Source organism: Bacteroides sp. 41_26, assembly GCF_949740115.1.
Lineage (GTDB): Bacteria > Bacteroidota > Bacteroidia > Bacteroidales > Bacteroidaceae > Bacteroides > Bacteroides nordii.
The window spans coordinates 36,882-62,161 of sequence record NZ_CATJGZ010000041.1; the positions used below are offsets into that span (position 1 = coordinate 36,882).

Annotated in this window: 25 protein-coding genes and 1 pseudogene; 4 read left to right on the plus strand and 22 right to left on the minus strand. The window is 41.2% G+C overall.

Going from position 1 to position 25,280, the window contains the following annotated elements; translation table 11 throughout:
• Position 1 precedes the first annotated feature (1 nt).
• The 6 genes from QX565_RS01560 to QX565_RS01585 all read right to left on the minus strand — a co-directional run bounded on the left by QX565_RS01560 (position 2) and on the right by QX565_RS01585 (position 5,342).
• Positions 2-1,195, minus strand: a complete 1,194-nt coding sequence (locus QX565_RS01560; protein WP_289290875.1) for a restriction endonuclease subunit S — start codon at positions 1,193-1,195, stop codon at positions 2-4.
• Positions 1,192-2,739, minus strand: coding sequence for a type I restriction-modification system subunit M (locus QX565_RS01565; RefSeq protein ID WP_289290876.1), 1,548 nt, complete (start codon positions 2,737-2,739; stop codon positions 1,192-1,194). The genes QX565_RS01560 and QX565_RS01565 overlap by 4 nt, the downstream gene beginning before the upstream one ends.
• A gap of 29 nt (positions 2,740-2,768) precedes the next feature.
• Positions 2,769-2,978: a helix-turn-helix domain-containing protein gene (locus QX565_RS01570; protein ID WP_289290878.1), complete on the minus strand. Its 210-nt coding sequence runs from the start codon at positions 2,976-2,978 to the stop codon at positions 2,769-2,771.
• A 101-nt stretch (positions 2,979-3,079) separates the two neighbouring features.
• Entirely contained in the window at positions 3,080-4,375 is a 1,296-nt protein-coding gene (mobB, locus tag QX565_RS01575) for a conjugal transfer protein MobB (protein WP_289290880.1), read from the minus strand.
• Positions 4,330-4,782, minus strand: a complete 453-nt coding sequence (gene mobA, locus QX565_RS01580; protein ID WP_289290881.1) for a conjugal transfer protein MobA — start codon at positions 4,780-4,782, stop codon at positions 4,330-4,332. Before mobA ends, mobB begins: the two co-directional genes overlap by 46 nt.
• Positions 4,783-4,955: 173 nt before the next feature.
• Positions 4,956-5,342, minus strand: coding sequence for a DUF3408 domain-containing protein (locus QX565_RS01585; protein ID WP_289290882.1), 387 nt, complete (start codon positions 5,340-5,342; stop codon positions 4,956-4,958).
• A 472-nt stretch (positions 5,343-5,814) separates the two neighbouring features.
• Between QX565_RS01585 and QX565_RS01590 the strand changes: the two genes are divergently transcribed.
• A complete protein-coding gene (locus QX565_RS01590; RefSeq protein ID WP_289290883.1) occupies positions 5,815-6,087 on the plus strand; it encodes a helix-turn-helix domain-containing protein in 273 nt (90 codons plus the stop codon).
• 2 nt (positions 6,088-6,089) lie between these two features.
• Positions 6,090-6,389, plus strand: a complete 300-nt coding sequence (locus tag QX565_RS01595) for a helix-turn-helix domain-containing protein (protein WP_289290884.1) — start codon at positions 6,090-6,092, stop codon at positions 6,387-6,389.
• 272 nt (positions 6,390-6,661) lie between these two features.
• On the opposite strand, the gene QX565_RS01600 is transcribed toward QX565_RS01595, so the two are convergent.
• From QX565_RS01600 to QX565_RS01665, 14 genes are all read right to left on the minus strand, one after another.
• Positions 6,662-7,024 carry a hypothetical protein gene (locus QX565_RS01600; RefSeq protein WP_289290885.1) on the minus strand — a complete coding sequence of 121 codons (363 nt, stop codon included), beginning with the start codon at positions 7,022-7,024 and terminating at the stop codon, positions 6,662-6,664.
• Positions 6,996-8,312, minus strand: a complete 1,317-nt coding sequence (locus QX565_RS01605) for a site-specific integrase (protein WP_289290886.1) — start codon at positions 8,310-8,312, stop codon at positions 6,996-6,998. Before QX565_RS01605 ends, QX565_RS01600 begins: the two co-directional genes overlap by 29 nt.
• A gap of 1 nt (position 8,313) precedes the next feature.
• Positions 8,314-9,540 (minus strand): site-specific integrase, encoded by a 1,227-nt coding sequence (locus tag QX565_RS01610; protein ID WP_289290887.1) that lies wholly within the window; start codon positions 9,538-9,540, stop codon positions 8,314-8,316.
• Positions 9,541-10,087: 547 nt separating this feature from the next.
• Positions 10,088-11,683, minus strand: a complete 1,596-nt coding sequence (locus tag QX565_RS01615) for an MFS transporter (protein ID WP_289290888.1) — start codon at positions 11,681-11,683, stop codon at positions 10,088-10,090.
• 4 nt (positions 11,684-11,687) lie between these two features.
• Positions 11,688-12,755 (minus strand): HlyD family secretion protein, encoded by a 1,068-nt coding sequence (locus QX565_RS01620; RefSeq protein WP_289290889.1) that lies wholly within the window; start codon positions 12,753-12,755, stop codon positions 11,688-11,690.
• Positions 12,756-12,758: 3 nt separating this feature from the next.
• The gene (locus QX565_RS01625) at positions 12,759-13,199 is read right to left on the minus strand and encodes a MarR family winged helix-turn-helix transcriptional regulator (protein ID WP_289290891.1); all 441 of its coding nucleotides are present in this window, start codon (positions 13,197-13,199) and stop codon (positions 12,759-12,761) included.
• Between the two features lie 468 nt (positions 13,200-13,667).
• Positions 13,668-15,518 (minus strand): glycoside hydrolase family 13 protein, encoded by a 1,851-nt coding sequence (locus QX565_RS01630; protein WP_221649827.1) that lies wholly within the window; start codon positions 15,516-15,518, stop codon positions 13,668-13,670.
• A 206-nt stretch (positions 15,519-15,724) separates the two neighbouring features.
• Positions 15,725-16,885: a sodium ion-translocating decarboxylase subunit beta gene (locus QX565_RS01635; protein WP_221649826.1), complete on the minus strand. Its 1,161-nt coding sequence runs from the start codon at positions 16,883-16,885 to the stop codon at positions 15,725-15,727.
• 2 nt (positions 16,886-16,887) lie between these two features.
• Positions 16,888-17,331 (minus strand): acetyl-CoA carboxylase biotin carboxyl carrier protein, encoded by a 444-nt coding sequence (locus tag QX565_RS01640; protein WP_221649825.1) that lies wholly within the window; start codon positions 17,329-17,331, stop codon positions 16,888-16,890.
• 25 nt (positions 17,332-17,356) lie between these two features.
• Positions 17,357-18,271: an OadG family transporter subunit gene (locus QX565_RS01645; protein WP_221649824.1), complete on the minus strand. Its 915-nt coding sequence runs from the start codon at positions 18,269-18,271 to the stop codon at positions 17,357-17,359.
• Positions 18,272-18,290: 19 nt separating this feature from the next.
• On the minus strand, positions 18,291-19,844 hold the full coding sequence (locus QX565_RS01650; protein WP_221649823.1) for an acyl-CoA carboxylase subunit beta: 1,554 nt from the start codon (positions 19,842-19,844) through the stop codon (positions 18,291-18,293).
• A gap of 119 nt (positions 19,845-19,963) precedes the next feature.
• Positions 19,964-20,368, minus strand: a complete 405-nt coding sequence (gene mce / locus QX565_RS01655; protein ID WP_002561104.1) for a methylmalonyl-CoA epimerase — start codon at positions 20,366-20,368, stop codon at positions 19,964-19,966.
• A 104-nt stretch (positions 20,369-20,472) separates the two neighbouring features.
• Positions 20,473-22,878, minus strand: coding sequence for a TonB-dependent receptor (locus tag QX565_RS01660; RefSeq protein ID WP_221649822.1), 2,406 nt, complete (start codon positions 22,876-22,878; stop codon positions 20,473-20,475).
• A 43-nt stretch (positions 22,879-22,921) separates the two neighbouring features.
• Positions 22,922-23,908, minus strand: coding sequence for a GNAT family N-acetyltransferase (locus tag QX565_RS01665; RefSeq protein ID WP_221649821.1), 987 nt, complete (start codon positions 23,906-23,908; stop codon positions 22,922-22,924).
• 118 nt (positions 23,909-24,026) lie between these two features.
• Here QX565_RS01665 and QX565_RS01670 point away from each other — a divergent pair, with 118 nt between their 5' ends.
• Positions 24,027-24,569, plus strand: coding sequence for a beta-class carbonic anhydrase (locus QX565_RS01670; RefSeq protein ID WP_289290896.1), 543 nt, complete (start codon positions 24,027-24,029; stop codon positions 24,567-24,569).
• Here QX565_RS01670 and QX565_RS01675 read toward each other — a convergent pair.
• Together QX565_RS01675 and QX565_RS01680 are read right to left on the minus strand one after the other, a co-directional pair.
• Complete coding sequence (locus tag QX565_RS01675) at positions 24,488-24,739, minus strand: hypothetical protein (RefSeq protein ID WP_289290898.1); 252 nt, start codon at positions 24,737-24,739, stop codon at positions 24,488-24,490. The genes QX565_RS01670 and QX565_RS01675 overlap by 82 nt on opposite strands.
• Before the next feature lie 182 nt (positions 24,740-24,921).
• Positions 24,922-25,017 carry a smalltalk protein gene (locus tag QX565_RS01680; RefSeq protein ID WP_221649818.1) on the minus strand — a complete coding sequence of 32 codons (96 nt, stop codon included), beginning with the start codon at positions 25,015-25,017 and terminating at the stop codon, positions 24,922-24,924.
• A 78-nt stretch (positions 25,018-25,095) separates the two neighbouring features.
• Between QX565_RS01680 and QX565_RS01685 the strand changes: the two are divergent.
• Positions 25,096-25,280: pseudogene (locus tag QX565_RS01685) on the plus strand (Lin1244/Lin1753 domain-containing protein); the annotation flags it as partial.

A 25,280-nucleotide genomic window follows, 5' to 3' on the forward strand; every position in this document is an offset into this window, starting at 1 on the left:
ATTATACCTCTATGTTATCGGTTGGAAATGTTAGTAACATATCTCGGTAGTATTCATACTGTTTTTGGCGTAGTTCAATTTCCTTTGGCAGACCCTCACTTATTGATGTGGTGAGGGTGTCAAACTTATCGAGAATAGAAACTATACGTTCTTGTTCTTCTGGTGCAGGAATAGGAATTATTGCCTTACTTAGACCGTTTGCATTAATCGCAGAAATTTTACCTGACGAGATGTGTTTCTTTATTTGGTCATGAAAATGTTTAGTTCGTGTAAAATACGCTACGTATTTAGGGTTTAACTGACTTCTATATGAAAAACAAGCATCGTGTATAACAACACCTTTGTCACTTAACCAAGCTGTGCCTTTCCCAATATCTTCAATTGTTTCGCCTGCAGCTACGATAACAACATCACCTTTTTCAGCGATTCTTAGTTTTTTATTGTCAACTAATTCTTCACTAAGGAATGACTTGCTTTCATTTGCCCAAGTCCCATAATGAGTATACATTTCGCCATAATGGATGCAAGGAACTCCATCTGAAGTTATATCAGTTCTAACAAATCGTTTACCTCGTTGAAATTCGCCAATTTCTCCTAATGACATCCACTCGACCGTACCCTTGTCAAAATTAAAAAACTCTTCACGATAGTAGTTATACTGCTCTTTGCGAGCTGTAAGCTCCGCTGTAAGCTCCGCTGTAAGCTCCGTAAAAGTATCTAAGATACGAACAATTTCTTTCTGAATCGCAAGCGATTTTTCAGAATTATCAGGACACGGAATAGGAATCTGGATTTCTAAAATTTCATTAGTACGTAATGCTGGGATACCAGCACCATGTTGTTTAGTCATCAACCTTTCTTGGTTTTGCTTTAAGAAATGATAAACGAATCTACTTTCAATTTTATTGATGTTTGGTAAGACTACATAACAATGTGCATTCGCATAAAACTTTGTGGTGACAAAATTGACAAAACCTGCGGAAGCACCCCCTTGACTGATTATAATAGTATTTTCATTGTAGTTATATAAATCAGTAAACCCCGAAAATGAAACGCCACCATTATAAGCGGGATAAAGTCCATTTTCGGAAAGTAATTCCTTGTTAAGTTGTTTCCCTTTCTCGAGGTTAATTACCTCCCCTAAGGCTTTCCACTCAACCTCAACACCATCTAATAATTTATCTAAATAGCTCATGCCTCAATCTCCTTTACAATAGCATCAATATCAGCTCGGAGTGTATTTATCTTCTTCACGGTTTCTGAAATTTCAGCATTTAGTTTCTTAATATCCACTATTTCACGATTGTCCTTAGCTTCCACATAAGAACTAACAGAAAGGTTATAATCGTTCTCGGCAATTCGTTTGTTGTCCACTGATTTTGCTATGTGTTCAACATCCTCTTTGCGGTCGAAGATGTACATAATCTTCTCAATATGCTTCTTCTCAAGCACATTGTTATTCGTTACTTTCTTGAAGAAATCTTCGCCACTTGCATCTATAAACTGCGTTTTTGTATCTCGCTTGTTTTTAGCAAGAACCAAAATGTTTACAGCTATTGAAGTGCCATAAAATAGATTTGGAGCCAGTGAAATAACGGTCTCTACAAAATTATTATCTACCAAGTACTTTCTAATCTTCTGCTCCGCACCTCCACGATAGAATATACCGGGGAAGCAGACGATAGCCGCTCGACCTTTACCCGAAAGATAGCTCAAGGCGTGCAGCACAAAGGCAAAGTCTGCTTTTGATTTAGGAGCAAGCACTCCGGCAGGAGCGAAACGGTCATCATTAATCAGCGTAGGGTCATCTGATCCAATCCAATTTACCGAGTACGGTGGGTTAGAAACGATGGCATCAAAAGGCTTGTCGTCACCAAATTGAGGATCTCTAAGCGTATCTCCAAGTGCAATATTAAACTTATCGTAATTAATGTTATGCAAAAACATATTCATACGAGCAAGGTTATAGGTCGTGTGATTTATCTCCTGACCAAAGAACCCCTCTTCAATAATATGATTGTCAAAGTGTTTTTTTGCTTGCAAAAGCAATGAGCCCGAACCTGCGGCAGGGTCATATATCTTATTAACACTTGTCTGCTTGTGCATAGCAAGCTGTGCAATGAGCTTGGAAACGTGTTGGGGCGTAAAAAACTCACCTCCCGACTTTCCTGCATTAGCCGCATAGTTAGAGATAAGAAATTCATAGGCATCGCCAAATAGGTCTATCTGATTATCTTCGAAATCCCCGAAATTCAGATCCTCTACGCCTTTCAAGACGGCTGCTAAACGGCTATTCTTATTCTCAACAGTATTACCAAGTCGTGTACTGGTGGTGTCAAAATCAGCAAACAATCCTTTTATATCTTGTTCGGACGGATAACCATTTGCAGAACTCTCAATTGCGTCAAAAATCACTTTTAGGTCTGTATTAAGATTGGGATTTGTATTGGCGTTTTTTGCAACGTTTACAAAAAGCTGACTGGGATAGATAAAATACCCTTTCGTTTTAATAGCATCATCTTTAATCTCCGGCGTTATTACGCTGTCAGGTAAATTAGCGTAGTCAACGCTATCATCACCTCCCTCAATGTAGTTCGTGAAATTTTCGCTTATAAAACGATAGAAGAGTGCACCCAGCACAAACTGTTTGAAATCCCATCCATCAACAGCACCACGTACCTCGTTGGCTATTTTCCATATCTTAGCCTGCAATTCGGCTCTTTGTATTGTACTTGTCATTCTGTAATTTTTTAGTGTTCAATAAGTAGTTACTTGCTTTTATTCAGTAATTCTCGGCGGTCAATATTTAAAATTTCAGCTATTTTATCTAGCGTCTCAATGGATGGTTGTGCGTGGTTATTGCACCATCGAGAAATTGTAGCAGGGTCTTTTTTTAGTTGTTCCCCCAACCACTTACCTGTCCTTTTCTGCTCCACAAGCACTACTTTCAATCTATTTAGCTCTTTCATTTTTGACATTTTATTGACCTAATGTACAAAGATATTAAAAAAGGCAACAACTTGTATGGCTTTCCCAAACAATTATTTATCAACCTATTTTGGGTGCGGAAATCTGTGCGCTACATTCGCCTTCCTTTCTTCTTTTTACGTTGCATTCGTCGGCGGAACATCTCTTCCTCTGGATCGTCGCCATTAGGCAATATCGGGATCTCGAAGAGCGAACCGATAGAGTTACCAATATTACCGCTTTCGAGGTATTGTTCCGTGCGGTGAATTGGTTGTGTCTCTTGCCTTGGCAGGGGCTGTTGCTGTGGAGTAAATGGGGCAGAGCCTTGAGTTTGTGCAGTCGTGGTTAGATGCTCATATTGAGGAGTATTTTCGAGCCTATCGACGATTGCGTTTGCTGCATACTCTTTGCCCAAGCATGAACCATTGAGAACAACGCCAGTATTATGATCGATGAAAGTAACACCATATAGGCGACCTGCTGCATTCTCTCGATATACTACACCGATGCCACTTTGGAATAGGTTGTAGCGAAGCTGATCTTTGTTGGTAGCTCCTGCAAATGCTTGGTTGATCGTTCTCTTCAATGGAGCTGCCGGACGACTTTTCTCCAGAAACTCTTTTGAAGCTTGGTATTTTTTCTCTAACGCTTCGCTACCTGCAAATTTGCCAAGCGTTGCTGCCGAAAATGGATTGCTAACCTTGTTGTCGTCATTGTCGGTTGCAGAGTAAACGATGCCGCTAAATGGGTTGCCATAGTGCGAGCCTTTGACCTCTTCGGCTGCGATATTGAACTTCGTTAGCACCGCTTTATACTCATTGAAAGTAATAAAGTGGTATTTGTCGATTACCTCACGAACAACATTTTCAACTTGTTCTTTGATATTTCCCTGACTAACATCCACCATTTTAAGCTCTGGCTTTTTCTCTTTTGACACCTTTTCGGCTGTGTGTAGTCCATATTTTTGCTCCAAAGAACGAGTTATATCTTTGCTTCTACGTCTCTCGAATTTATCGTTTATCTTCTTTCCTTTCTCATTCACACGCACCGAAACGACGTGGAGATGATGGCGACTTATGTCTTGATGCTTGAAAACGACATAAGGTTGAGAGCCATATCCCATACGCTTCATATACTCCTCGGCTATTGCCGAAAGCTCCACATCCGATAGCTTATCATCGGGATGTGGGTTGAGCGATACGTGAAAAACAGGGTTTTCAGTGCGGTATTTTTGGGGCATAAAGAGTTCAAAGTCCTTCATCATATCACTCGCTTTGAACACTTCGCCTTGCTGTGGACAGAGCATTTTATTGGTTAGAATAATCTTAGCTGTGTCGGCTTTGAGCTTGTTCATATTGTAATTTACTGCCCCTGCGAGTGATCCGCTGACGCTGATTTTTGCAACCATAGTTCTTTGAATTCTAGTGATAATGCTGAAATTTGTCTACTGATTTGAACCAACTCTATCGTCTGCTGTTCCAATTTATAGAGCATTGCCAGAGCTTTTCGCTCCTCAAATTTGCTCTTTAGAGTTGCGACAGTTTGGTTGTAATTAACCCCGATTGCTCGGTATTGGTTGTAAAAAGAGGATAGTTGTTGCGTGTAATCAAGCAACGATCCATCAACTTTTACCATCCGAAAGGTCTCGTTAAATATCCGTGCCTTGATGAATGATGCCATACTATGAACTCCTGATTTCTCATACAGCGTGAAGAAATCGGCATACTCAACATCGTTCAAATTGACACTGATACGATTCTTGGCAGGGTCTATTTTTGGTGGTCTGCCACCCATTTTATTCTTTATTCTATTCATACTATTTTCTATTGATATACGACTTCGGAGTATATCTACCCCATTTATGGGCGAGGCTTTTGCGTTGCGCAAAAGGTTTTCCGCAGCGGAAAACACACCTCGCCTATATCTCTAATCAAGATATAGAGTTCGCCCCGAAAGGCGAACCTATGAATCTTCGATAATTTAGTGTGCTACATTCGTTTCCACCCGTCAAGTTCACTGGCATAGTCACTTAGATGCGCACGGACAAGGTTTTCTACAAAGCCCGATACACTTAGTTTTCTATCTCCTAACCGTCTGACGACTATATCGACTTCATCTCGTAGAGTTCGGCTAATAAATATGGTCTGCCTATCAACTATCTTGGGAGTAGTGAGATAGGTTTGTTGATATTCCTCCATAGATGCTCTGCGTTGCTTGGACGAACTACGTTTAATCTGTTCGCCTTGCGTGGTGGGTGTAGTAGGTAAAGTTGGTACACCCTGCTGGGTTCGCTCATTTGCGAAAGGGGGAGTTTTCTCTTTTGGCAAATCAAAAGTCTGTCCCGGTGTGATGAATTTTTCTAAATTGTCTGACATCGTTTTTACTTGTTAAATTAATACTATTTTGCTGTGCCGAGTTCACTCGCTCGACACGATTTCCAGAGCAAAGTAATAGTGTTAATTTTCAATATACAAGCAACTTAGATGAATCGGATAACTCTTCACTATCTGGTTGCAAATTGCATTTGGTTGCCTCCATCGAGTCGGTTTAGTTTGCGTTAAATTGCGGAGTGACCAACTTGGCAGATTAAATTTGTGGAGTCGGCAGTGCGATCACTGAAAGTGCAGATAGCCCAGTTGGTTAAGATAGCAAAGTGGAGCAATTTAGTGAATAAGAACCCATTGGCGTGCCGGATTTGTTATTATCAAAAAAGATTTGCTACATTTGCCCTCGAAGTCCTGAAGCTCGCCCTTGGATAAGGCGAAAAAAAGCGAAGGGCATCATTTTGTTATGGATTTTAGTGGTGGTTTAACTCGATAAATTATTAACGATTAAATCACTAAAACAATGAGAATTTTAAATATTGAAGAGAGTGCCTTTGAATTGATGATGGCACGCTTCGAGGCTCTTACCCAAAAGTTGGAGCAGCTATGCAGCAATGCTGGCGACAAGAGAGCCGAGAAGTGGTTAGATGCTACTGACGTATGTTTTTTGCTTAATATCAAGAAACGACAGTTGCAGAATTATCGTGATAGCGGTAAGATCGGCTTCTCTAAAATCGGTAACGTGATCATGTATCGTCCCGATGACGTTATGAAACTATTAAAAAAAGCGGAGTAACTATGTCGGAGATTATCACACAGCAGAGTGAGAGAGTAACAAGGTTTCTCTCTACTATTGACCGCATGATGGGGGCTTTAGATAATTTATCTAAGAGCCATGCTCCACGATTTGGCGGTGAACATTATGTTACGGATGCTGAACTTACCGAGATGCTTAAAGTCAGTGACAGAACCACACAGGATTGGCGAAGTAGCGGCAAGATTGATTACATCCAGTTTGAGAAAAAGGGCAAAATCCTCTATCGAGAGTCGGATATTCAAAAATTCCTCGAAAAGCACTACCTAAAGTCATGGCAGTAGGTGCGAATAAATTTATCCTGATTAGAGGGAGTCTGAAGCTGCAACATTAACAGATAAAAGCGATGAGCGGAGATTGAAGAATCTACCGTTCATCGCTTTTATTTTAAGTTTTATCCGTCATATCGGTCGCCCTTGCTGCTATGACTTTAAATTGTATTTAGCTAAGAATTAGACAAGCTTTACGACTGTAAGAAGTAACCCTTTAGGGCTTGGGCTTGGCTATTTCGTGCGAAATACTCCCTTTGTCATAGCAGCAAGGGGGATTGATATGATTAATTGAAAAAATTATCTTTTGCTTTCAGCTCATTCATTCCAATGTATATTGGTGGTGTATTGCTCTGCATAATCTTACGCATTATCCATTCACGAAATATGCCAGCCTGACAACTATCAACAGAGAATGCAATAGCCACAACCATCTCAAGGTCAAAATATTCTGGAATTAGACTGCTGCCCGAAACAACATTATAGCTACAGTTGTTAAAATGACGATTTTTAAGCAGGGTTTTAATTTTTCCTTTCACCGTAGGCAGCATCACTCCGAACAGTTCGGCAATCTCAAAATCACGCATCTGCACATTGGCAGGTACGTTTACCTTGCCATTATCACTGATTATTACAATATCTCTTTTCATATCTATCTCTAAATTCAAAATAATTATAATCCTCCACTATGGGCATATCCTTGTCTTCAAAGACTTTAAATTTACTGTTGCAACTCCCCACTATTCGCTTCATATCATCACCCACCTTTTTGTTACTCATTCGAGCATAGATTTCGGTAGTTTTCAAATCTTTATGTCCCATCATCTTAGCAACCGTCTCAATAGGTACATCGTTAAGGAGGGTAATCAGTGTTCCAAAATTATGGCGACTTTGATGGTATGAGATTGGCTCTTTTAGTCCGCAAAGCTTCTGCATCTTACCCAGATTCTCATACATTGTAGCCCACGTAGTCATATTAAAAAGCCTTTCGCTTTTACGCTCGCTCCGATATTTTTCAATGATTTTCAACGGAATATCAAGCAGGGGAACATAACATTCTGTACCCGTCTTTTGTCGATTGAAAGAGAGGTATTTATCACCTCTATTGTTAATGCCTATATTTTTATCCGTCAATTTCACGACATCCGAAAACGAAGTGCCTGTAAACGTGGAGAATATAAACATATCACGACTAAAACATAGGGCTTTGGATTTAATCTCCGTTGTCATCAGCTTGTGCAAGTCCTCTTCTATTTGATGGCGACACTCCGGTGCTACTACATCAAACTTATATCCAACAAACGGATCTTTGCGTAGTGTCCCTTGGTTTATGGCACGTTTGATAACTCGCTTGAGTGAAATAGCAATCCCATTGGCTGTATTTATTGATAATCTCTTTTCGCCTCTTAAAAAGAGCATCATATCCTCTAAGAATCTCAGATTCAATTTGATTAGCTCTATATCCTCTGCATCATATTGGGCTTTTACAAAATCCGCAATGTGGTTAATCGCATAGTGGTATATCAGAAAGCTTTTCTCCTCTCTATTCACCCCAACCATCTGTTTGTATTGCTCATTATGCTCCCGAAAGAGTGCAAGTAACATATCGGTTTTCTGTCCTATGTTACAAACTCTGTTTTTAAGAAGCTCGGCTGTTACATATCCCTGCTGTTTGATAAAATCCTTGTGATAGCCGGTGATAGCATCTGTTAGCTCTTGCAATTTGTCATTGATTTCAATTGACTCACGCTCTCGCCCTTTCAGGCAATACCTTTTAGCATCCCAAGGGGCAGGGGCTACGTCAATCTTAGTTGAGAATTGAACCATCTCACCGCTAACGGATATACGCCCCATAACGGTGGTTGTGCCGTTTTTCTTGATTCGCCCTTTGTTGATGTAAAACATCACCGCAAAGGTGCTATACTTTACTTTTTCCATCTTATAAGTTCGCTAAATGATATTTTCCTTTGATATTCTTGGCGAGTCGCCTCATGTCGCTATCCACTTTCTCGTATGATATTTGAGCATAGATACGAGTGGATTTTATTGTGCTGTGTCCCAGCATCCGACTGACGGTCTCCATCGGAATACCTTGAGATAGAGTGATTACCGAAGCATAGCAATGTCGGGCTGCATGAAAGCAGAGACACTTCTCTATACCGCACATTTGAGCTATCTTTTTCAGGTGTAAATTGGTCTTTACATTGCTCAACATTCTGAATAGATGTTCGCCATCTGTTGAACCTCGATATTTTTCAATCAATTTGATAGGCAAGTCTAATAACGGGACGTGAAATTCAACACCTGTTTTCATACGTTTGGAATGAATCCAGACTGTCCCATCATCATTTTTGGTGAGGTCGCTATACGTTAAGTTACGAATATCGCTGAACGATATGCCTGTAAAGGCTGAAAATAGAAATAGGTCTCTCACCAGATACCTGCTTGGAATATCAAGAGGTGTAGTCATAATCTGCGTAAGCTCCTGACGTGTTAATGTCTTGGGCTTCGATTCTTCTCCCTCTGAGCGGAATGATATAAATGGGTCAAACACAATTACATCATCTGTAATTGCACGTCTTATCATTAGTTTAATACGACCGATGATACCAACCACGCTATTCGGTTTAAATTTTCGCTCTATGCGCAGATAATGGTCGAATTTCTCAATGAAGGAGTAATCCAACGCACCAAATGAGATGTCTTTAAGATTATACTTAGCCTTTATAAACTCGTTCAGATATTTAAAGGCTATGCGATATTGTTCGCAACTCTTTGCTTTAAGGTTGATGCCGACACGCTGAAGCATCATTTTGTGGAATTTATCGCAATAACCGAGCAAGGACTCTTGCCCTGATGCCATACCTTGAAAGGCTACTGCCACTTCCTTGGGAGTTGCCGTGCCTTTTCGATCGATTAATTCTTCGTAGCTTGTGTGAATAGCTACCACTATCTTGTCTAAGGCACGATTTAGCTCCGTGGCTACTTTGCTTTTGCCCAATGCTCTTGCTGCTTTAATATCCCATAGGGATATAGCAACACTTAATTTGGCACTAAATTGTGCCATTTGCTTGCCGATGGTTATGCGCCCCATGATTGGAACGGTCCCATCCTTTTTTATCTCTTTGTGCCGGAGATAAAAACTAACTTTTAGTTCGTTACCCATAATAATAAATTTTACTGTGATTTTTAAGTCACAAAATTACTTTATCACGAGCAAGGGAACGCTATCAAGACATACGCAAAATGGCGAATAGTAATCTTACTATCAAATAGTTAGTTGTTACAAACTACACCATCTTGCATTCAGAGAAACTGCTAACGCAATCGTAACGTATCCGGTTCTTAAAACCACTAAAAACTGCATTTTCACCACTTAGCAATCCATTGCGGTATTCGGCATATAACACCGAATATCAGCGATTTACTTCATTTCTCACTCTATTGCATTTTTAGATTGTTATCTGATTGCTTAATGATGGCTGAATTGTTTCTGGTTCGCTGTAGAGCGCATCACACACAAATATATAGAGAAATCTTCTAAGAAATCACTTTTTGCTTGGTGAGCATACCTTTTTTCAGAAGAAAAAAGAAATGAATCGGTGGATGTTATTATCCGATACCTTCTCATTGTTACTACTGTTAGCCGATTCTGGTGAAGAATTAAGAAGATAGAGGCTGTTCTCTTAGCGTAAGGGAGCAGTCTCTATTATTTATACCATATCATCTCCCGTTTTTACTACTGCCACCTTTATCGTTTTGTGGAATGGAATAAAGCAACAGATAATGGCGATTGCCAATGCTGCTATCAGTACATAGCCGAAAATTGTTTTCAATCCGAGTAACAGACTTTGTTGTTGAAGGATAGAATAGAATCCATTGGTTGCTATCTGACTTGCTTCGCTGAAATCATGCCCCTGTGTCAGTGCGCTGTTCAATGCCTGAGTATAACGGCTCGCTGTAGTGGGATTAGTCAAGGTCATGTTTTCAGCCAGAATGTTCATGTCCTGTATTTGCAGGCGATAGAGCATATTGCTAAAAAATGAGGCCGAGAGTACCGGTGCAAGTACCGACCGGAACGTAATTAGAAAGAAAGCATTGGAGAGCATTAATTGGGGATCGAGATCTTCTACCACATATACGCCAAAGGCGATGAAAAGCGTCATCATGCCCAGTCCACGGAGAATCATCGGGATAAAAAGCATTTCGTATGTGCTGTAGGAGGTTATACCGAAATAAAGTATGCTCAGATATATGACGTAACAAAACATGCCTCCGCCAATGAGGAAACGAAACCGCCAGCGTTGCCATCTGAACCACCAGAAGCAGATGATAGCTCCCAGGATAAAACCGGGCAGTAACCATAGATTGAGTGCATTGGTATGTACACTGTCTATACGGATGATACTGTTCATGTAGTTGGTGATGAGCGAACTGGTAGCCGAAAAGAACATAACCAGTACCATGAAAATGTATCCGATAATAGATTTGTGTTTGCTGAGAGGTTTCAGGCTGACGTAGGGCTTTTCTTGTGTTCGCTGCCTATAGATAAAGAGCCCTGCAAGGAGGGGGATAATCAGGGAGTAGATACATATCCGGGGAGAGTCGAACCAGTCGAGTGTTTTGCCGTACGTGAATATATAAATTGTCATCAGTAAGGTAGTGGAGATGATCAGAATACTTTTTCCGTCTATTTCTTTATGAGGGATACATGTGGGGCGGCGGGCATAACGGAAAAAACAGAGTATAAATAGGATGGCAATCATCATCAGCATAGATACGAAGTAATACATGTACTGCCACTGATAGTAATAGGCCAGTTGTGCTGTGATGGCTATTGAAATTTGCCCACCTGCAAAAACAAGCGGGTAGAAATAAGCATAGAACTCACTGCGTACGTTCTTTGGGCTGAAAAAGGGACGGACTTGTATGATGAATTCCAGCATGATGAAGGCTTTGAGAAACCCAATGAAGAAACTACATACGATGATGATATCCATGTTGGTGACATGTGCGCAAAAGAGACTGATAAGAATTTGCAGGGGCAGGTCAGTCAGTAAGAGTGTTTTAGGAGTAGCTATGGCGCGGAATTTTGGTACGATGGGGTAGGCTACTGCCATACCTATTGAGGTAGCATAATACCCCATTGTAATGTCTTCGCTAAGTACGCCCAGTGTATTGCTAACCTCTACGATACTTCCCGTATAAGCTCCGTTCAGCATCATGACGGGCAGCATAATGACAAACATGGTGACGATACCCAACCATTGGGGAACCCAGGGACGAAGGGGGAGATTGAGCTTTACCATGGAATTATTGCTTTAGTGCCTCTGCTTCTACCATCATTCCGGCACGTAAACGTTTCATTTCCTGTGATGAAGCGTTAGTAAACTCTATGCGGACAGGAATACGTTGTTGTACCTTGACAAAGTTACCTGCAGAATTGTCTGTAGGAACCAGTGCATACTTGGAACCGGTAGCTTCGGAGATAGCTGTTACTTTTCCTTCAAAAATCTGTCCTTTCAGAGCATCTACTTTGATGAGTACTTTTTGCCCGATAAAGATGTGGTCAATTTGAGTTTCTTTATAGTTTGCTGTAATCCATTTGTCATTGCTGCGTACAAGATATGAAAGTGTTTGCCCGGCTTGTACGAATTGTCCGGGTTCCAGCGTACGTCGTCCCATATACCCCTCATAAGGAGCAGTGACTACGGTGTAAGATAAGTTGAGTTGTGCCATTTCCACTTCTGCCTCTTTACGGAGGATGTTGGCCTCGATGCCGATACTCTTTTTACTTGTTTCCGAGTATTGTGAACTGGCAGAGTCTTTCTGCCTCATCAATGCTTCGTAGCGTGCTTTGCTGGCTTCGTAGTTTGCTTTTGCTTGTTCGTATTCCTGCTGACTGACGGCTTGCTTTTTTATAAGGCTGGCATAACGGTGAAGTTCCGTTTCCTGTTGTGAGAGTCGGGCATGGGTTTCGGCTATATTGGCATCCTGTACAGCAATATTCATGTGCGATGTTTCGATGCCCGAACTGAGTACATCTTTTGAACCGCGTGCATCCATTAGGGCTGCTTCGGCATCTTTCAGACGGATGCGGTATTCCCGGTCGTCGAGTACGAGGAGAGTATCCCCCTTTTCTACATGCTGATGCTCGGTAAAGCGCACCTCTTTGATATATCCGCTGGCACGTATGTTGAGCGGAGCAATGTACTGGTCTACCATGGCATCATTTGTAATTTCATAATTGGCATATCTCCAGAAGTAATTTACTGTCCATACAATACCTGTCACTGCCAGACAAATACATACAGTATTAAGGGTAATATTTCTGATTTTCAGCTTTTTCAGTCTGGCTTGTTTTTTGTGTAATGTAGACATAAACTATATCTTATTGAGTATCTCTGTTATTTTATTCATCCCGGCAAGGCAGGATTGTATCTGTTTTTCAGAGATGTGTTGCTCTATCTCTTTATAGACACCTTTGGTGAGAGGATTGACTCTCTGTGCCAGTTTCTCGCCCGATTCGGTGAGGTATACCAACCGGCTACGTTTGTCTTCCGGATCTTCCCGGCGTATGACCCAACCTTTTTTTTCGAGGTTATTTATCAGGTTGGTCAGGCAGGCTTTATCTTTGGCGGTTTGTTCCGCCAGGCTTTGTTGGCTGATCCCTTGATTTTTCCAAAGGCAGTGCATGACTTGTAGCATTTCGAAGGTCATATCAATATTACCCGCTTTCAATACTCGTTGGATGGTTTGGCGGAATGCCATTCGGGTGTGGAGCATTTGCAAAATAAGCTCTCTTGCCGGTTCACTATTTGCCATTGTTTTGCTATTTTAGAATCGGATGCAAAGGTAGTGTTTTCTTTTAGGAAATAGTCAAATATTTGACTATATTATCAAGGGTAAGTTTACTTATTGTTAATACTCTAATCCTCTTTTTTTTTGCAAAATGTGTGCTCTTTGATAAGAATAGGAGAAACCTTTTTTTTATACCGGGAAAAACTATTTTTGATTACGGTAAATGTTCGGTTTGCTACCGGCATATTTCATGTTTCCCGATAGTATATGGGCGATATGTACCCTTTGTAAGAGGATTTCTGAGAGTATATACAAAAAAAGACCGGAGAAGCCATCGCCTCTCCGGTCTATTGCAGTTTAACTGAAACTACTTTATTAGTATGTTTGTAAAGATACGATAAAAAAGAGATATATCAAACTTTTCCCGGATTATATTCCTTCTCTTTCTTGAATAGTTTCAGTGAAAGTTTCAGGCTTTGCCGGTTAGTTACTTTATAGCTCTATTACCAGAGACTCTCTCGGTGCCATTTTCAGTTCACCGTTTAGATTGATTATCTTTCCGGTCAGGATGTCTTTTCCTTGTACCTTATCTTTTAGAATTTCTTTGTAGAAAGTCAGTGGCAAAGTTGTTTCTTTATCTGTACCGTTTAGCATTACAAATACGGTTTTACCTTCATATTGGCGGGCATAAGCATATACACCGTTTTGTACCATGAATTGTGTCATACTGCCTTTACCAATCACATCGTTGCCTTTACGCCAGTTCAGCAATGTTTTGTAGAAGTTGTAACATTCGTTCTGCAATTTAGTACGTCCTTCGGTTGTCAGTGCATTCTCTTTATCACCTGCCCATCCGCCGGGAAAGTCTTTACGTACATAACCATCGCTTTTACTCTTTACTCCGTTCATCATGATTTCTGTTCCATAATACAGTTGCGGGATACGGCGTGTAGTCAATAATAGGGTAGAGGCTTGTTTCAGCATAGCCAAGTTATCACCTTCACCCAGAAAGCGGTCTGTATCATGGTTTTCGATGAATGCCAGTACGGAAGCCGGGTTAGGGTAGAGGAAATCGTAAACAAAACTGTTATATACGCGGTCCAGGCCTTTAAACCAAGTCTCTGTTTGTTCATTCTTTGCTGTATTGATCTTATCAAAGAAACTGAAATCCATAACTGTTTTCAGATTACTGTTTTGAGGAGCCGACAGCTTTGAATCTTTCTGCCACCAGGCTGTATAAGCCGGTTCTGTCACCCATGTTTCTCCTACTGTGTTGTAGTTGGGATATTCTTCATTCAGTTCCTTCATCCAGTTACTCATGGCATTGTAATCTGCATACGGATATGTATCCATACGGATACCGTCAATATTGGCATATTCTATCCACCAGAAACTGTTTTGTACCAGATACTTATAAACATGTGGATTCTTCTGATTCAGGTCGGGCATTACCGTCACAAACCAGCCATCGTTCATCTGATCGAAGTCATATTTAGAGGCATATGGGTCAACGTGCGGAGTTAGTTTGAAAGAGGTTTGCACGAAGTTTTTCTCATGATCAGGATTATTGAAGAAATCCTTTGACGGCATGTCTTTTATCCAGGGGTGTTCTACACCGCAATGGTTGAAAATCATATCCATCACAATCTTTATACCACGTTCGTGAGATTTGGCAATGAGTTGGCGATATTCCTCATTTGTCCCGAAACGTGGGTCAACTTTGTAATAATCAGTAGTAGCATAGCCATGATAGGAACCACCTTCCATATTGTTTTCCAGTACCGGAGTAAACCAAAGAGCGGTTACACCTAAATCTTCAAAATAATCCAAGTGTTGCTCGATACCCGCCAGATCACCGCCATGACGGGCGTTGGGGTCATTACGATCTACTTTATAAGGTGACATACCCGGAATATTATCATTGTCTGGATTTCCATTTGCAAAACGATCCGGCATCAACAGGTAGAGAGCGTCGGATGCATCGAAACCTTTGTGGTCGCATCCCTTTTTACTGCGTGCCTTCAGTTCGTATTCTTTTACCAGTTTCTTTTTTCCGATAGTAAAAGTGAGAGGTAATTTACCAGGTTTCACCTCTTTGTCCAGGTGCAGGTAAACGAGCAGATAGTTATTACTTTCCAGCTTTACGGTGCTGCTGAGTGATACTCCGGGGTAGTTGACGGATACGGAGGCATCACCAATACCTTCACCGTAAACCATAAGCTGGAGTTCCGGATTCTTCATGCCAGCATACCAGAAAGGTGGGTCAATTTTGTTCACATTCATAGCTGCATAAGTATTAAGAGACAGTAGAAAAGAACCTAAGATAAATAACAATTTTTTCATGATAGTAGTGTGTTATGGATTTTACCGATGCTAATATAGGACAAATTCCTGAAATGAGTTATTTTCTTTTCCTGCTGCCTCTTATATATTTATGCAAACGTTTTCATTGTTGTGCCGGGGAGGGCGTTTAGGAGTTGACTGCATGCAATAAAGGCGCCCTCTGCATGCAGAGAACGCCTTTACTCTTTTGATAATTAAATGATGGTTTACATAAGGAATCCCAGCAAGATACCGGCTGCAACTGCTGAACCGATAACACCTGCCACGTTCGGACCCATAGCATGCATTAACAGGTAGTTGGTCGGATCATATTCCAGACCTACAATCTGTGAGATACGTGCAGAGTCAGGAACGGCAGATACACCTGCGTTACCAATCAGCGGATTGATCTTATTATCTTTCTTCAAGAAGATGTTGAAGAATTTCACAAATAGAACACCAGCTGTTGTAGCAATAATAAATGAGATAGCACCCAGAATAAAGATCTGTACAGAACTCCAGGTTAAGAACTCGGAAGCCTGTGTAGAAGCACCTACTGTCAATCCCAATAAGATAGTGATCGTATCAATCAACGGACCACTGGCCGTATTTGCCAAACGACGGGTTACACCACTTTCTTTCAATAAATTACCGAAGAACAACATACCTAACAAGGGTAGACCCGAAGGAACAAGGAATGTTGTAAGCAACAGACCTACAATCGGGAAGATAACCTTTTCTGTATGAGATACGGTTCTTGGCGGTTTCATACGGATAACACGTTCTTTTTTAGTAGTCAACAGACGCATGATAGGCGGTTGTATCACCGGAACCAATGCCATGTATGAATAAGCCGACACGGCAATGGCACCCATCAGGTTCGGAGCTAACTTAGATGAAAGGAAGATAGCCGTAGGACCATCCGCACCACCGATAATACCGATAGCACCGGCCTGGTTCGGCTCAAATCCCATAAGAAGTGCAATGATGTAAGCACCGAAAATGCCAAATTGTGCAGCAGCTCCGATCAGCATTAGTTTTGGATTGGAGATCAGTGCCGAGAAGTCCGTCATGGCTCCGATACCCAAGAAAATGAGTGGCGGATACCAACCGGAGGTTACTCCCTGATAGAGTATATTCAGTACGGAACCTTCTTCATAGATGCCTATTTTTAGTCCGGCTTCCATGTTGAAGGGAATATTACCGATGAGGATACCAAAACCAATAGGGATAAGAAGCATCGGCTCAAACTCTTTAGCTACCGCAAGGTAGATAAAAAAGAGTCCAACCACCAGCATGACAAGATGTCCCGGCGTTGCATTTGCAAAACCCGTATATCCCCAGAAGTCAACAAGGTTATTCCCCAAAAATGATAAGAAATCTCCCATAATTATTCAATGATTACGAGGTCTGTACCTTCCAGTACGGAGTCTCCTTGTTTAACTTTGATTTCTACAACCTTTCCATCCTTGTGTGCGTTGATATTGTTTTCCATCTTCATGGCTTCGAGGATGATTATGGTCTGGCCTTTCTTTACAGTATCGCCCTCTTTTATTTTAATATCGAGAATAACACCCGGTAGCGGAGATTTCACACCGTCTTTCTTTCCGGAACCAGTGTTTGCAGGGCGTTGTACCACAGGTGCACCACTATCTGTCTTTGGAGCAGCAGCGGGGCGAGTTACAGGTTTCGGAGCGACAGCAGGTTTTACCGGTTTGTCCAGTTCCACTTTGTAAGGGGTTCCGTTGACTTCAACGCTCACGATATTTTCCTCCGGATCGTTTACTGTAACGTTGTAGAGGTTTCCGTTGATTTTATATTTATATTGTTTCATTGCTTCAATTTATTAGGGTTAATAATTATCTTTTCGGAGTCTGGCGTAAAGTGTAGATTTTAGAACTCCACGGTGAATAGCTACGCTTTACTTTGTTGATAGTCAAAATCATGTCTTCAACATCATGTGCATCATTCATGAATTCGTGCAGAGCCATAGCGATGGCGGCAGCTTCTTCTCCGGAATGACTACCCAGATTCTTTTCTTTGGCTTCTGTCTTATCAGTGATACCAGTTGCTTTCATTGCATTTTTCTTACCTAGTTTAACTGCAATATTACCTACTATTTTGAATGAAACATACAATAATATCAAACCGATAAACACAACCGACATTGCAATGATAGCCATACCAAAACCATCCTCATCGTGTTTCTTGAAGTTTTCTATTTTTTCATTCTTATCCTGAGTCATATTATTAGTACTCGGAGTTACATAACTGTGTTCTCCTCCTCCTTTAATAACCCAATTTGCACTTCCGTCCTCTTGGCGGGCATATGACTGGTCAGCAAGCATTCCGGCAGGAATAGTAACTTCGTCAATCAATGTTTTGCCGTTCGAGTCATACAAAGCAATGTAATTTTCCTTATTGGGGTCAAGCGTAAAGTTCACATGGAACGTTCCACGATTTGGCATTCCGTCTGCCCAAAACAGAGTGTGTTGACGAGGTTTAATCTGCGTCAATACATCCCCTTTGGGAATAGGATATTTGGTCGGATTATCTTTATCGTTCGTCAGAAAACAGCCTTCGATATTGACCGTGGCAAAAGAGGTGTTGAATATTTCTATCCATGCATTATGCAAGCCATAATCATCCTGATAATTCTGCTCATTGGTTACCAGAACTTCGTTGATTTTAAGACTTGTGGCTCTTTGTGCGTTCAGCCCTAAGCAAACTATTGCTACTAACGCGATAAATATCCCAATTCTTTTTTTATTCATAACAATCAGGTTTTATTTGTTACAATGGAATATTACCGTGCTTCTTGGCAGGGTTTGTTAGTTTTTTAGTCTGCAACTGTTGCAATGCACGAATGATGCGGAAACGGGTGTTTCTCGGTTCAATCACATCGTCAATGTAGCCATATTTAGCTGCATTATATGGATTAGCAAACAGCTTACTATATTCTGCTTCTTTGTCTGCGAGGAACTGAGCCGGGTTTTCCTGTTCTTTGGCTTCTTTTGCATACAGTACTTCTACAGCACCTGCACCACCCATTACAGCAATTTCAGCTGTTGGCCATGCATAGTTCATATCGCCACGGAGCTGTTTACAACTCATTACGATGTGTGAACCACCATATGATTTACGTAATGTTACAGTTACTTTAGGCACAGTAGCTTCACCGTAAGCGTAAAGCAACTTCGCACCATGCAGAATAACACCATTGTATTCTTGTCCTGTTCCCGGAAGGAATCCCGGAACGTCTACCAAGGTTACCAAAGGAATGTTGAATGCATCGCAGAAACGAACGAAGCGGGCACCTTTACGAGATGCATTGCTGTCGAGTACACCTGCCAGATATTTGGGCTGGTTGGCAACCACACCTACAGATTGTCCGTTCATACGGGCAAATCCGATGATAATATTCTTGGCATAATCTTTTTGTACTTCGAGGAATTCGCCATTATCGATGATAGCACCAATCACCTCATACATATCGTATGGCTTGTTCGGGCTGTCCGGAATAATCTCATTTAGAAGATCATCCATACGGTCGATAGGATCTGTACACTCCATTAGCGGAGCTTCTTCAAGGTTGTTCTGTGGGATGAAACTAAGAAGGTGGCGGATAATTGACAGACCTTCTTCACCGGTTTCGGCAGTAAAGTGAGTTACACCCGATTTGGTTGCATGAACACTTGCGCCACCGAGGTCTTCCTGTGATACGTCTTCACCTGTCACAGTCTTTACCACTTTCGGGCCAGTGAGGAACATGTAAGAAGTTCCTTCAGTCATCAACGTAAAGTCTGTCAGCGCAGGAGAGTAAACAGCACCACCGGCACAAGGACCAAAGATACCAGAGATCTGTGGGATCACTCCTGATGCCATAATGTTACGCTGGAAAATCTCAGCATAACCGGAAAGTGCATTGATACCTTCCTGAATACGTGCACCACCCGAGTCGTTGATACCGATAACAGGAGCACCCATTTTCATGGCCATATCCATTACTTTACATATTTTCTGTGCCATGGTTTCCGATAGTGAGCCACCGAATACAGTGAAATCCTGTGCGAAAACATATACTAATCTTCCTTCAATTGTTCCGTAACCGGTCACAACACCATCACCTAAGAAGTGCTTTTTTTCCTGCCCAAAGTTAGTACATCTGTGTTGTACAAACATATCCAATTCTTCGAAACTGCCTTCATCCAGCAGTTGTGCAATACGCTCGCGGGCAGTGTATTTGCCTTTTGCGTGTTGTTTTTCAATAGCCTTTTCGCCACCACCTAAACGAGCCTGAGCGCGAAGTTCAATAAGCTCTTTTACTTTTTCAAGCTGGTTACTCATGAGTCTTTCTTGTTTTAAAGGATTTATAGAAATTACGATTAGACGATTTACGATTGAAGTTTCTTTTACTACATTGCTAATAGTAATTTCAATCGTAAATTGTCTAATCGTCAATGATTTTAGTGTTCACAAAGTTCAGTCAATACGCCCAGTGTTGATTTTGGGTGAAGGAAAGCGATGTTGAGTCCTTCGGCACCTTTACGGGGAGCTTTATCGATGAGACGGATTTCTTTACTTTCAGCTTCTGCCAATGCATTAGCTACGCCGTCTTCAACGGCAAATGCCACGTGGTGAACGCCAGCACCCTTATTTTCAATAAATTTAGCAATAGTACTTTCGGGGCAGGTTGGTTCTAACAGTTCGATTTTTGTTTCGCCTACTTTAAGGAAAGCTGTTCTCACTTTCTGGTCTTCTACTGTTTCAATATTGTAGCATTTCAGACCTAATACATTCTCGTAGTACGGTAGGGCTTCTTCGATGCTTTTTACAGCAATGCCCAAGTGTTCAATGTGTGAAATCTTCATAACTGTGTTCTTTATATTGGCTTTAAATTAGTTTTTGGTTCCTTTTAAACCAGCACAAAGAAAATCAATTCTTCGTTAATAAAGAAATATTTCAGCATTTAATTTCAAAAGTCAATCAGCAGTCTGACGTTGATTTGACGAGATGTAAGGTAATTGGGCACTGCAAACTGATTATTGTGTACGTCGGTCACCCAATAATAGGAGTTAACGTTACTGATATTTAGCAAATTGAAAACGTCCAGCCCTAACCACATACTGCGAATATTGCGTCCGAATCCGGTTTTATGCTTGTCTGTATTGTCTATCAAAACACGAGACATGCCAATGTCTACACGGCGATAGGAAGGCGTACGGAATACAGCTTCTTCACGTCCGCTGTGAGGAGGTCCGAAGGGAAGTCCTCCAGCAAGAGTACCTTTAAGATTCATCTTCCATTTCGTACTTCCCGGAAAGTAATCAGTGAAGTAGAGCGAAAGATTATATCGCTGGTCGGTAGGGCGGGGGAGCCATTTGCCGTTTATCTTTTCTTCAGTTTTCATTATTGAGAATGTGAGCCAGGAATCAGTTCCGGGTACGAACTCTCCAAACAGTTTCATATCGAGTCCTGTTGCGTAACCGCTTGCCATATTGCGTCCGTAGTAGCTGACACGAACGTTGTCAACGTTATAAGGAATAAGATTGCTTAACGCTTTATAGTACACCTCTGCCGTAAATTTGAACGGGCGTCCCACAGCCCGGAAACTGTAATCGCTTCCGGCAACAAAATGTATGGAACGTTGTGATTTGATATTCTTGTTGAGTGTTACGGTTGCCATTCCGTTTACCATAGTCGTGTCGCGGAATTCTTTATAAAAAGGAGCCTGATAATATACACCTGCTGCCACCCGGATTGTAAACTTTTCGTTGAATTTCGGGATAAGTGCAAGCGAGGCTCTTGGGCTTACGATAAATTCTTTGTTCCAACTCCAATAGCTACCACGGATTCCTGCTGTAAGAGTGAATAACCCTGCTCCAGTCTGAAACTTATAGCTATCTTGTGCATAAAGAGAGAAACGGCTACTATTGATATCATTTTTGGAGGAGAGACTGTAAATCAATTCCGGTCCGTCCGGAACCTGTGGCAATGAATATCCGGCAGAGTCACGCATTTCCCACTCACGTAGTTTGTCTTTGATACGTTCGGTCTTTAACTCCAATCCCCATTGGACGGCGTGGCGTTTGATGCGGTGACGTCCTGTAAAGGAGTAACTTTGTACTTTGGCATTAAGATAGTTGCGGGCATGTTCCATATATGTACCTACCCCTATTGTTTCGCCTGTTTCAGTATCAGAATCTTCTCCGGAGGAGTCAAGCTCATTGAGCCAGTACTGTCCGCTGATGTCATAAGTTTCCTGTTCTTTGGTTTGGAAAGCAGAAGCCTGGAAAGTCAGGCTGTTATTTTCGTCAAAGTTATACGTAGCATTGGCTGCACCAAAGAAAGTACGGAAAAGATCTCGTTCCTGTCCGTCAAAGTATACTTTGAATTCGCGTGCAGATTCTAATGTCCCGAATCGTGTGGTACGGTCCTCGGGTTGAAAGATATACTTGTTTTCAGATATATTCCCGATGAATCCTACTTCCCATCTTTTACTTGGTCTCCAGCTTATAAATGTTTGATAATCTATAAACTGTGGGTCATATTCTCCTTTTGTATCCAGCGTTCCCAGTAAGTAGCGGTTACTTTTATAACGGATACTGTTGGTCCATGAAAACTTCTTATTACCAAAACCTGCATAAGCAGAAACTCCCAGTAAACTGAATGCTCCTGTTGCTTCAAAATGCTCTGGCTTTTTATAGGTGATATCCAGTACAGATGACATTTTGTCTCCGTATCGTGCTTCGTATCCACCCGATGAAAAACCTACGCTCTCCACCATATCCGGATTGATAAAGCTTAATCCTTCCTGTTGTCCGGAACGTACCAGCAACGGGCGGTAAACTTCTATTCCGTTCACATAAACCATATTTTCGTCAAAGCTTCCTCCACGTACATTATATTGAGAACTCAGCTCATTGTTTGAACTTACTCCGGCTTGCGTTGCAATGATCGACTCGATATTTCCTCCTGACGCATCCGGCATCAGTTTATTGGCTTTCATGTCTATCTGTTGTACTGTGTTGGTTTGCCGGCGGCTTTCTGTAATGGTTACCTCTCCCAGTTCGTATCCCAAAGCAGGCAGGGTCATATTGATACTGATATTTCCCTGTGGATTTACCAATACGCGTTTTCGGGTGTTATATCCTATCATTGAATATATCACCGTTACTGTATCTCTTGATGTAAATTTAAGTGAATATTTTCCTTTCAGATTACTGACAGTGCCAATAGCTGTTCCCTCTATGCGTACGGTAGCCAGCTCTACGGGTTCTCCGTTTTCATCAGTAATGACACCTCCTATCTTGACTTGTTGAGCCAAGACGGGGAAAGTGAATAGTAAAAATAGAAATAGATTTGAGAGACGCTTATTCATATCCGCTATCGTTGCCTAATGAGATAATAACGGAAAAATCGTTCTAAACGTATATCTTGGTAAATAAATTATTCAGCCACGCCCACCGGAAACGGAACCAACGGCGCGTGCTGCTTTGTTTTCCACCGAAGCGAAGAACGAATTCACGATATCCGTGTTTTTTGAAAGGAAGCCCTACATCCATGAACTCCAAATGTCGGTATCCGCGTTCGTATGCATCTTTTAGTACCATCCATACCGCCAAAATACCAGGATATTGCAATGCATATGTTTTTCGCATTCCTCCCGAGAACCACAAGTAAGCACTATCTCCCGAATAGATACACGCAGCCCCACCAATGATTTTCTCTTTATATCGTACAATGAAAATCTTTCCCTGATCGCTATGCATCAATCTTTCTTCCATGTGGCGAAAGAATTCGATGTGAGGAAAATGCTTGCGTATATGTGATGAGTATATTTTATACAGCATGTGTGAGAATTCCTGTATTTCTTCTACTGAGTGCGCTTCTTCCACTTTAGCTCCGTTTCTAAGTCCTTTCTTAATTTGCCGGATTCGTGAAGGGCTGATCCGCTCTTCTGCCGTTTTTTGGCTATGCAATGAATTACGCACTCGCAGCCAGTTGATAGGGAAATATCCGTTTGCTCTGAAATGTTTGTATCCGAATAGTGCATTATCCAGGTTACGAAATTCTATCATAAAAGAATCCCGGAGTACTTCCGTGGTGAGATGTTCCAGCATTTCTCCAAATATGGCTTCTTTGTCGGTGGTATCTTCCAGTAGATACTCTCCCGTACCGTATACTTCACAACGACGAACGATAGAAGGAGGAAAGAGTCTTTTATTGGTGCGTATTCCCGCAAGCAGTCTGGCTATCGGTTTTCCGTTGTCAGTTGCAACGATAAACACCGGCGCATATCCTGGTGTTGCTTCATATATCAGAAACAACTCCTTAGAGTGAAATGTATTTTTTCCCGGTAGATCGGGAATTTCACTCCCGCGATAATATGTAGTAAGCTTTAAGGGCATCTTGTGGCAAATTTACATCTTTTTATTTATCTTTTCAACAAGAAAGACGATTGTTTTGTTGTAATATAATGCAGATGTTTACTACATTTGTCATAACATTTAGAAATTGACTGAAATTATGGTAGAAGAAATTATTGCTTTTAACAAACAGTTTGTAGAGAATAAGGGGTACGAAAAATATATAACTAATAAATACCCTGATAAGAAGCTTGCTATTCTCTCTTGTATGGACACCCGTTTGACAGAATTACTTCCTGCTGCTCTTGGTCTGAGAAATGGTGATGCAAAAATAATAAAGAATGCCGGGGCTGTTATTTCCCATCCTTTCGGTAGTGTTATCCGTAGTTTGTTGGTAGCTATTTATGAACTTGGAGTAGAGGAAATTATGGTTATTGCTCATTCCGATTGCGGGGCACATCATATGGATAGTGAGGAGATCCTTGGACGAATGAAATCCCGGGGTATTCGTGAGGATCTGATTGATATGATTCACTTTTGTGGTGTTGATTTTCATTCCTGGTTGGGTGGCTTTGATGATACGGAGAAATCTGTATGCGAAACTGTTGATTCTATTATTCGTCATCCGCTGATTCCTTCTGATGTTCGTGTGCATGGTTTTATCATTGATTCACTCACCGGAAAGCTTACGCAGATTGTATAAAAAAAAGGCAGAGCCTTATCGTCTGCCTTTATCTTTTTGCGGTTATATACTTTTTTTGACTGGTGCACCCGTTTATAGCAAATGGGGTGACCGTACTTCTCAATTTCAGCCTCACGGCTGGCTTTACGATTCGCTTTGATGTAATCGTCTTGGGTTATTCGATTTTTCATAATGATAATTTGTTTATCAGTGCAAAGATACGGATTTTATTTTAAATTTAATAATCTCTTCCAGCGTTGGCCCGATGTATCTCCCGAGAGTAATTGATAGCATACAAATACAAAAAATTCCCGGTCAGTTCTCTTTTATGGAACCGCCGGGAGCTTTCTTTGTTCAATTATCGTCTTTTATTTCAGAGCGTCATTGCCTGACCGCCAATTGCTCCTGCAATAGCACTGGCCACTGCAATAATCATTTTCAGAATCGTACTCCAGACTGTCTTTTTCATAAATCTCTCAAATTATTAATTAATACATAAAAGCTTTAAACACCGTGCAGCCAACTTTCAACTCTCAACTAAATAATTATGGCAACAGAATTTAATGGAATCGTTTATTTTCCTACGAAAGCAGCCTTTTTTTGAAGGAGCTGTGGTATCAAAGGACCTTATCCGGTAATAAAAATACTTTGTAAGATATATAAAGAGGGGTATTACATACAATGGGATGAGGAACAATGTGAGATATTTGCCTATAAATTGGGAAGGGAATA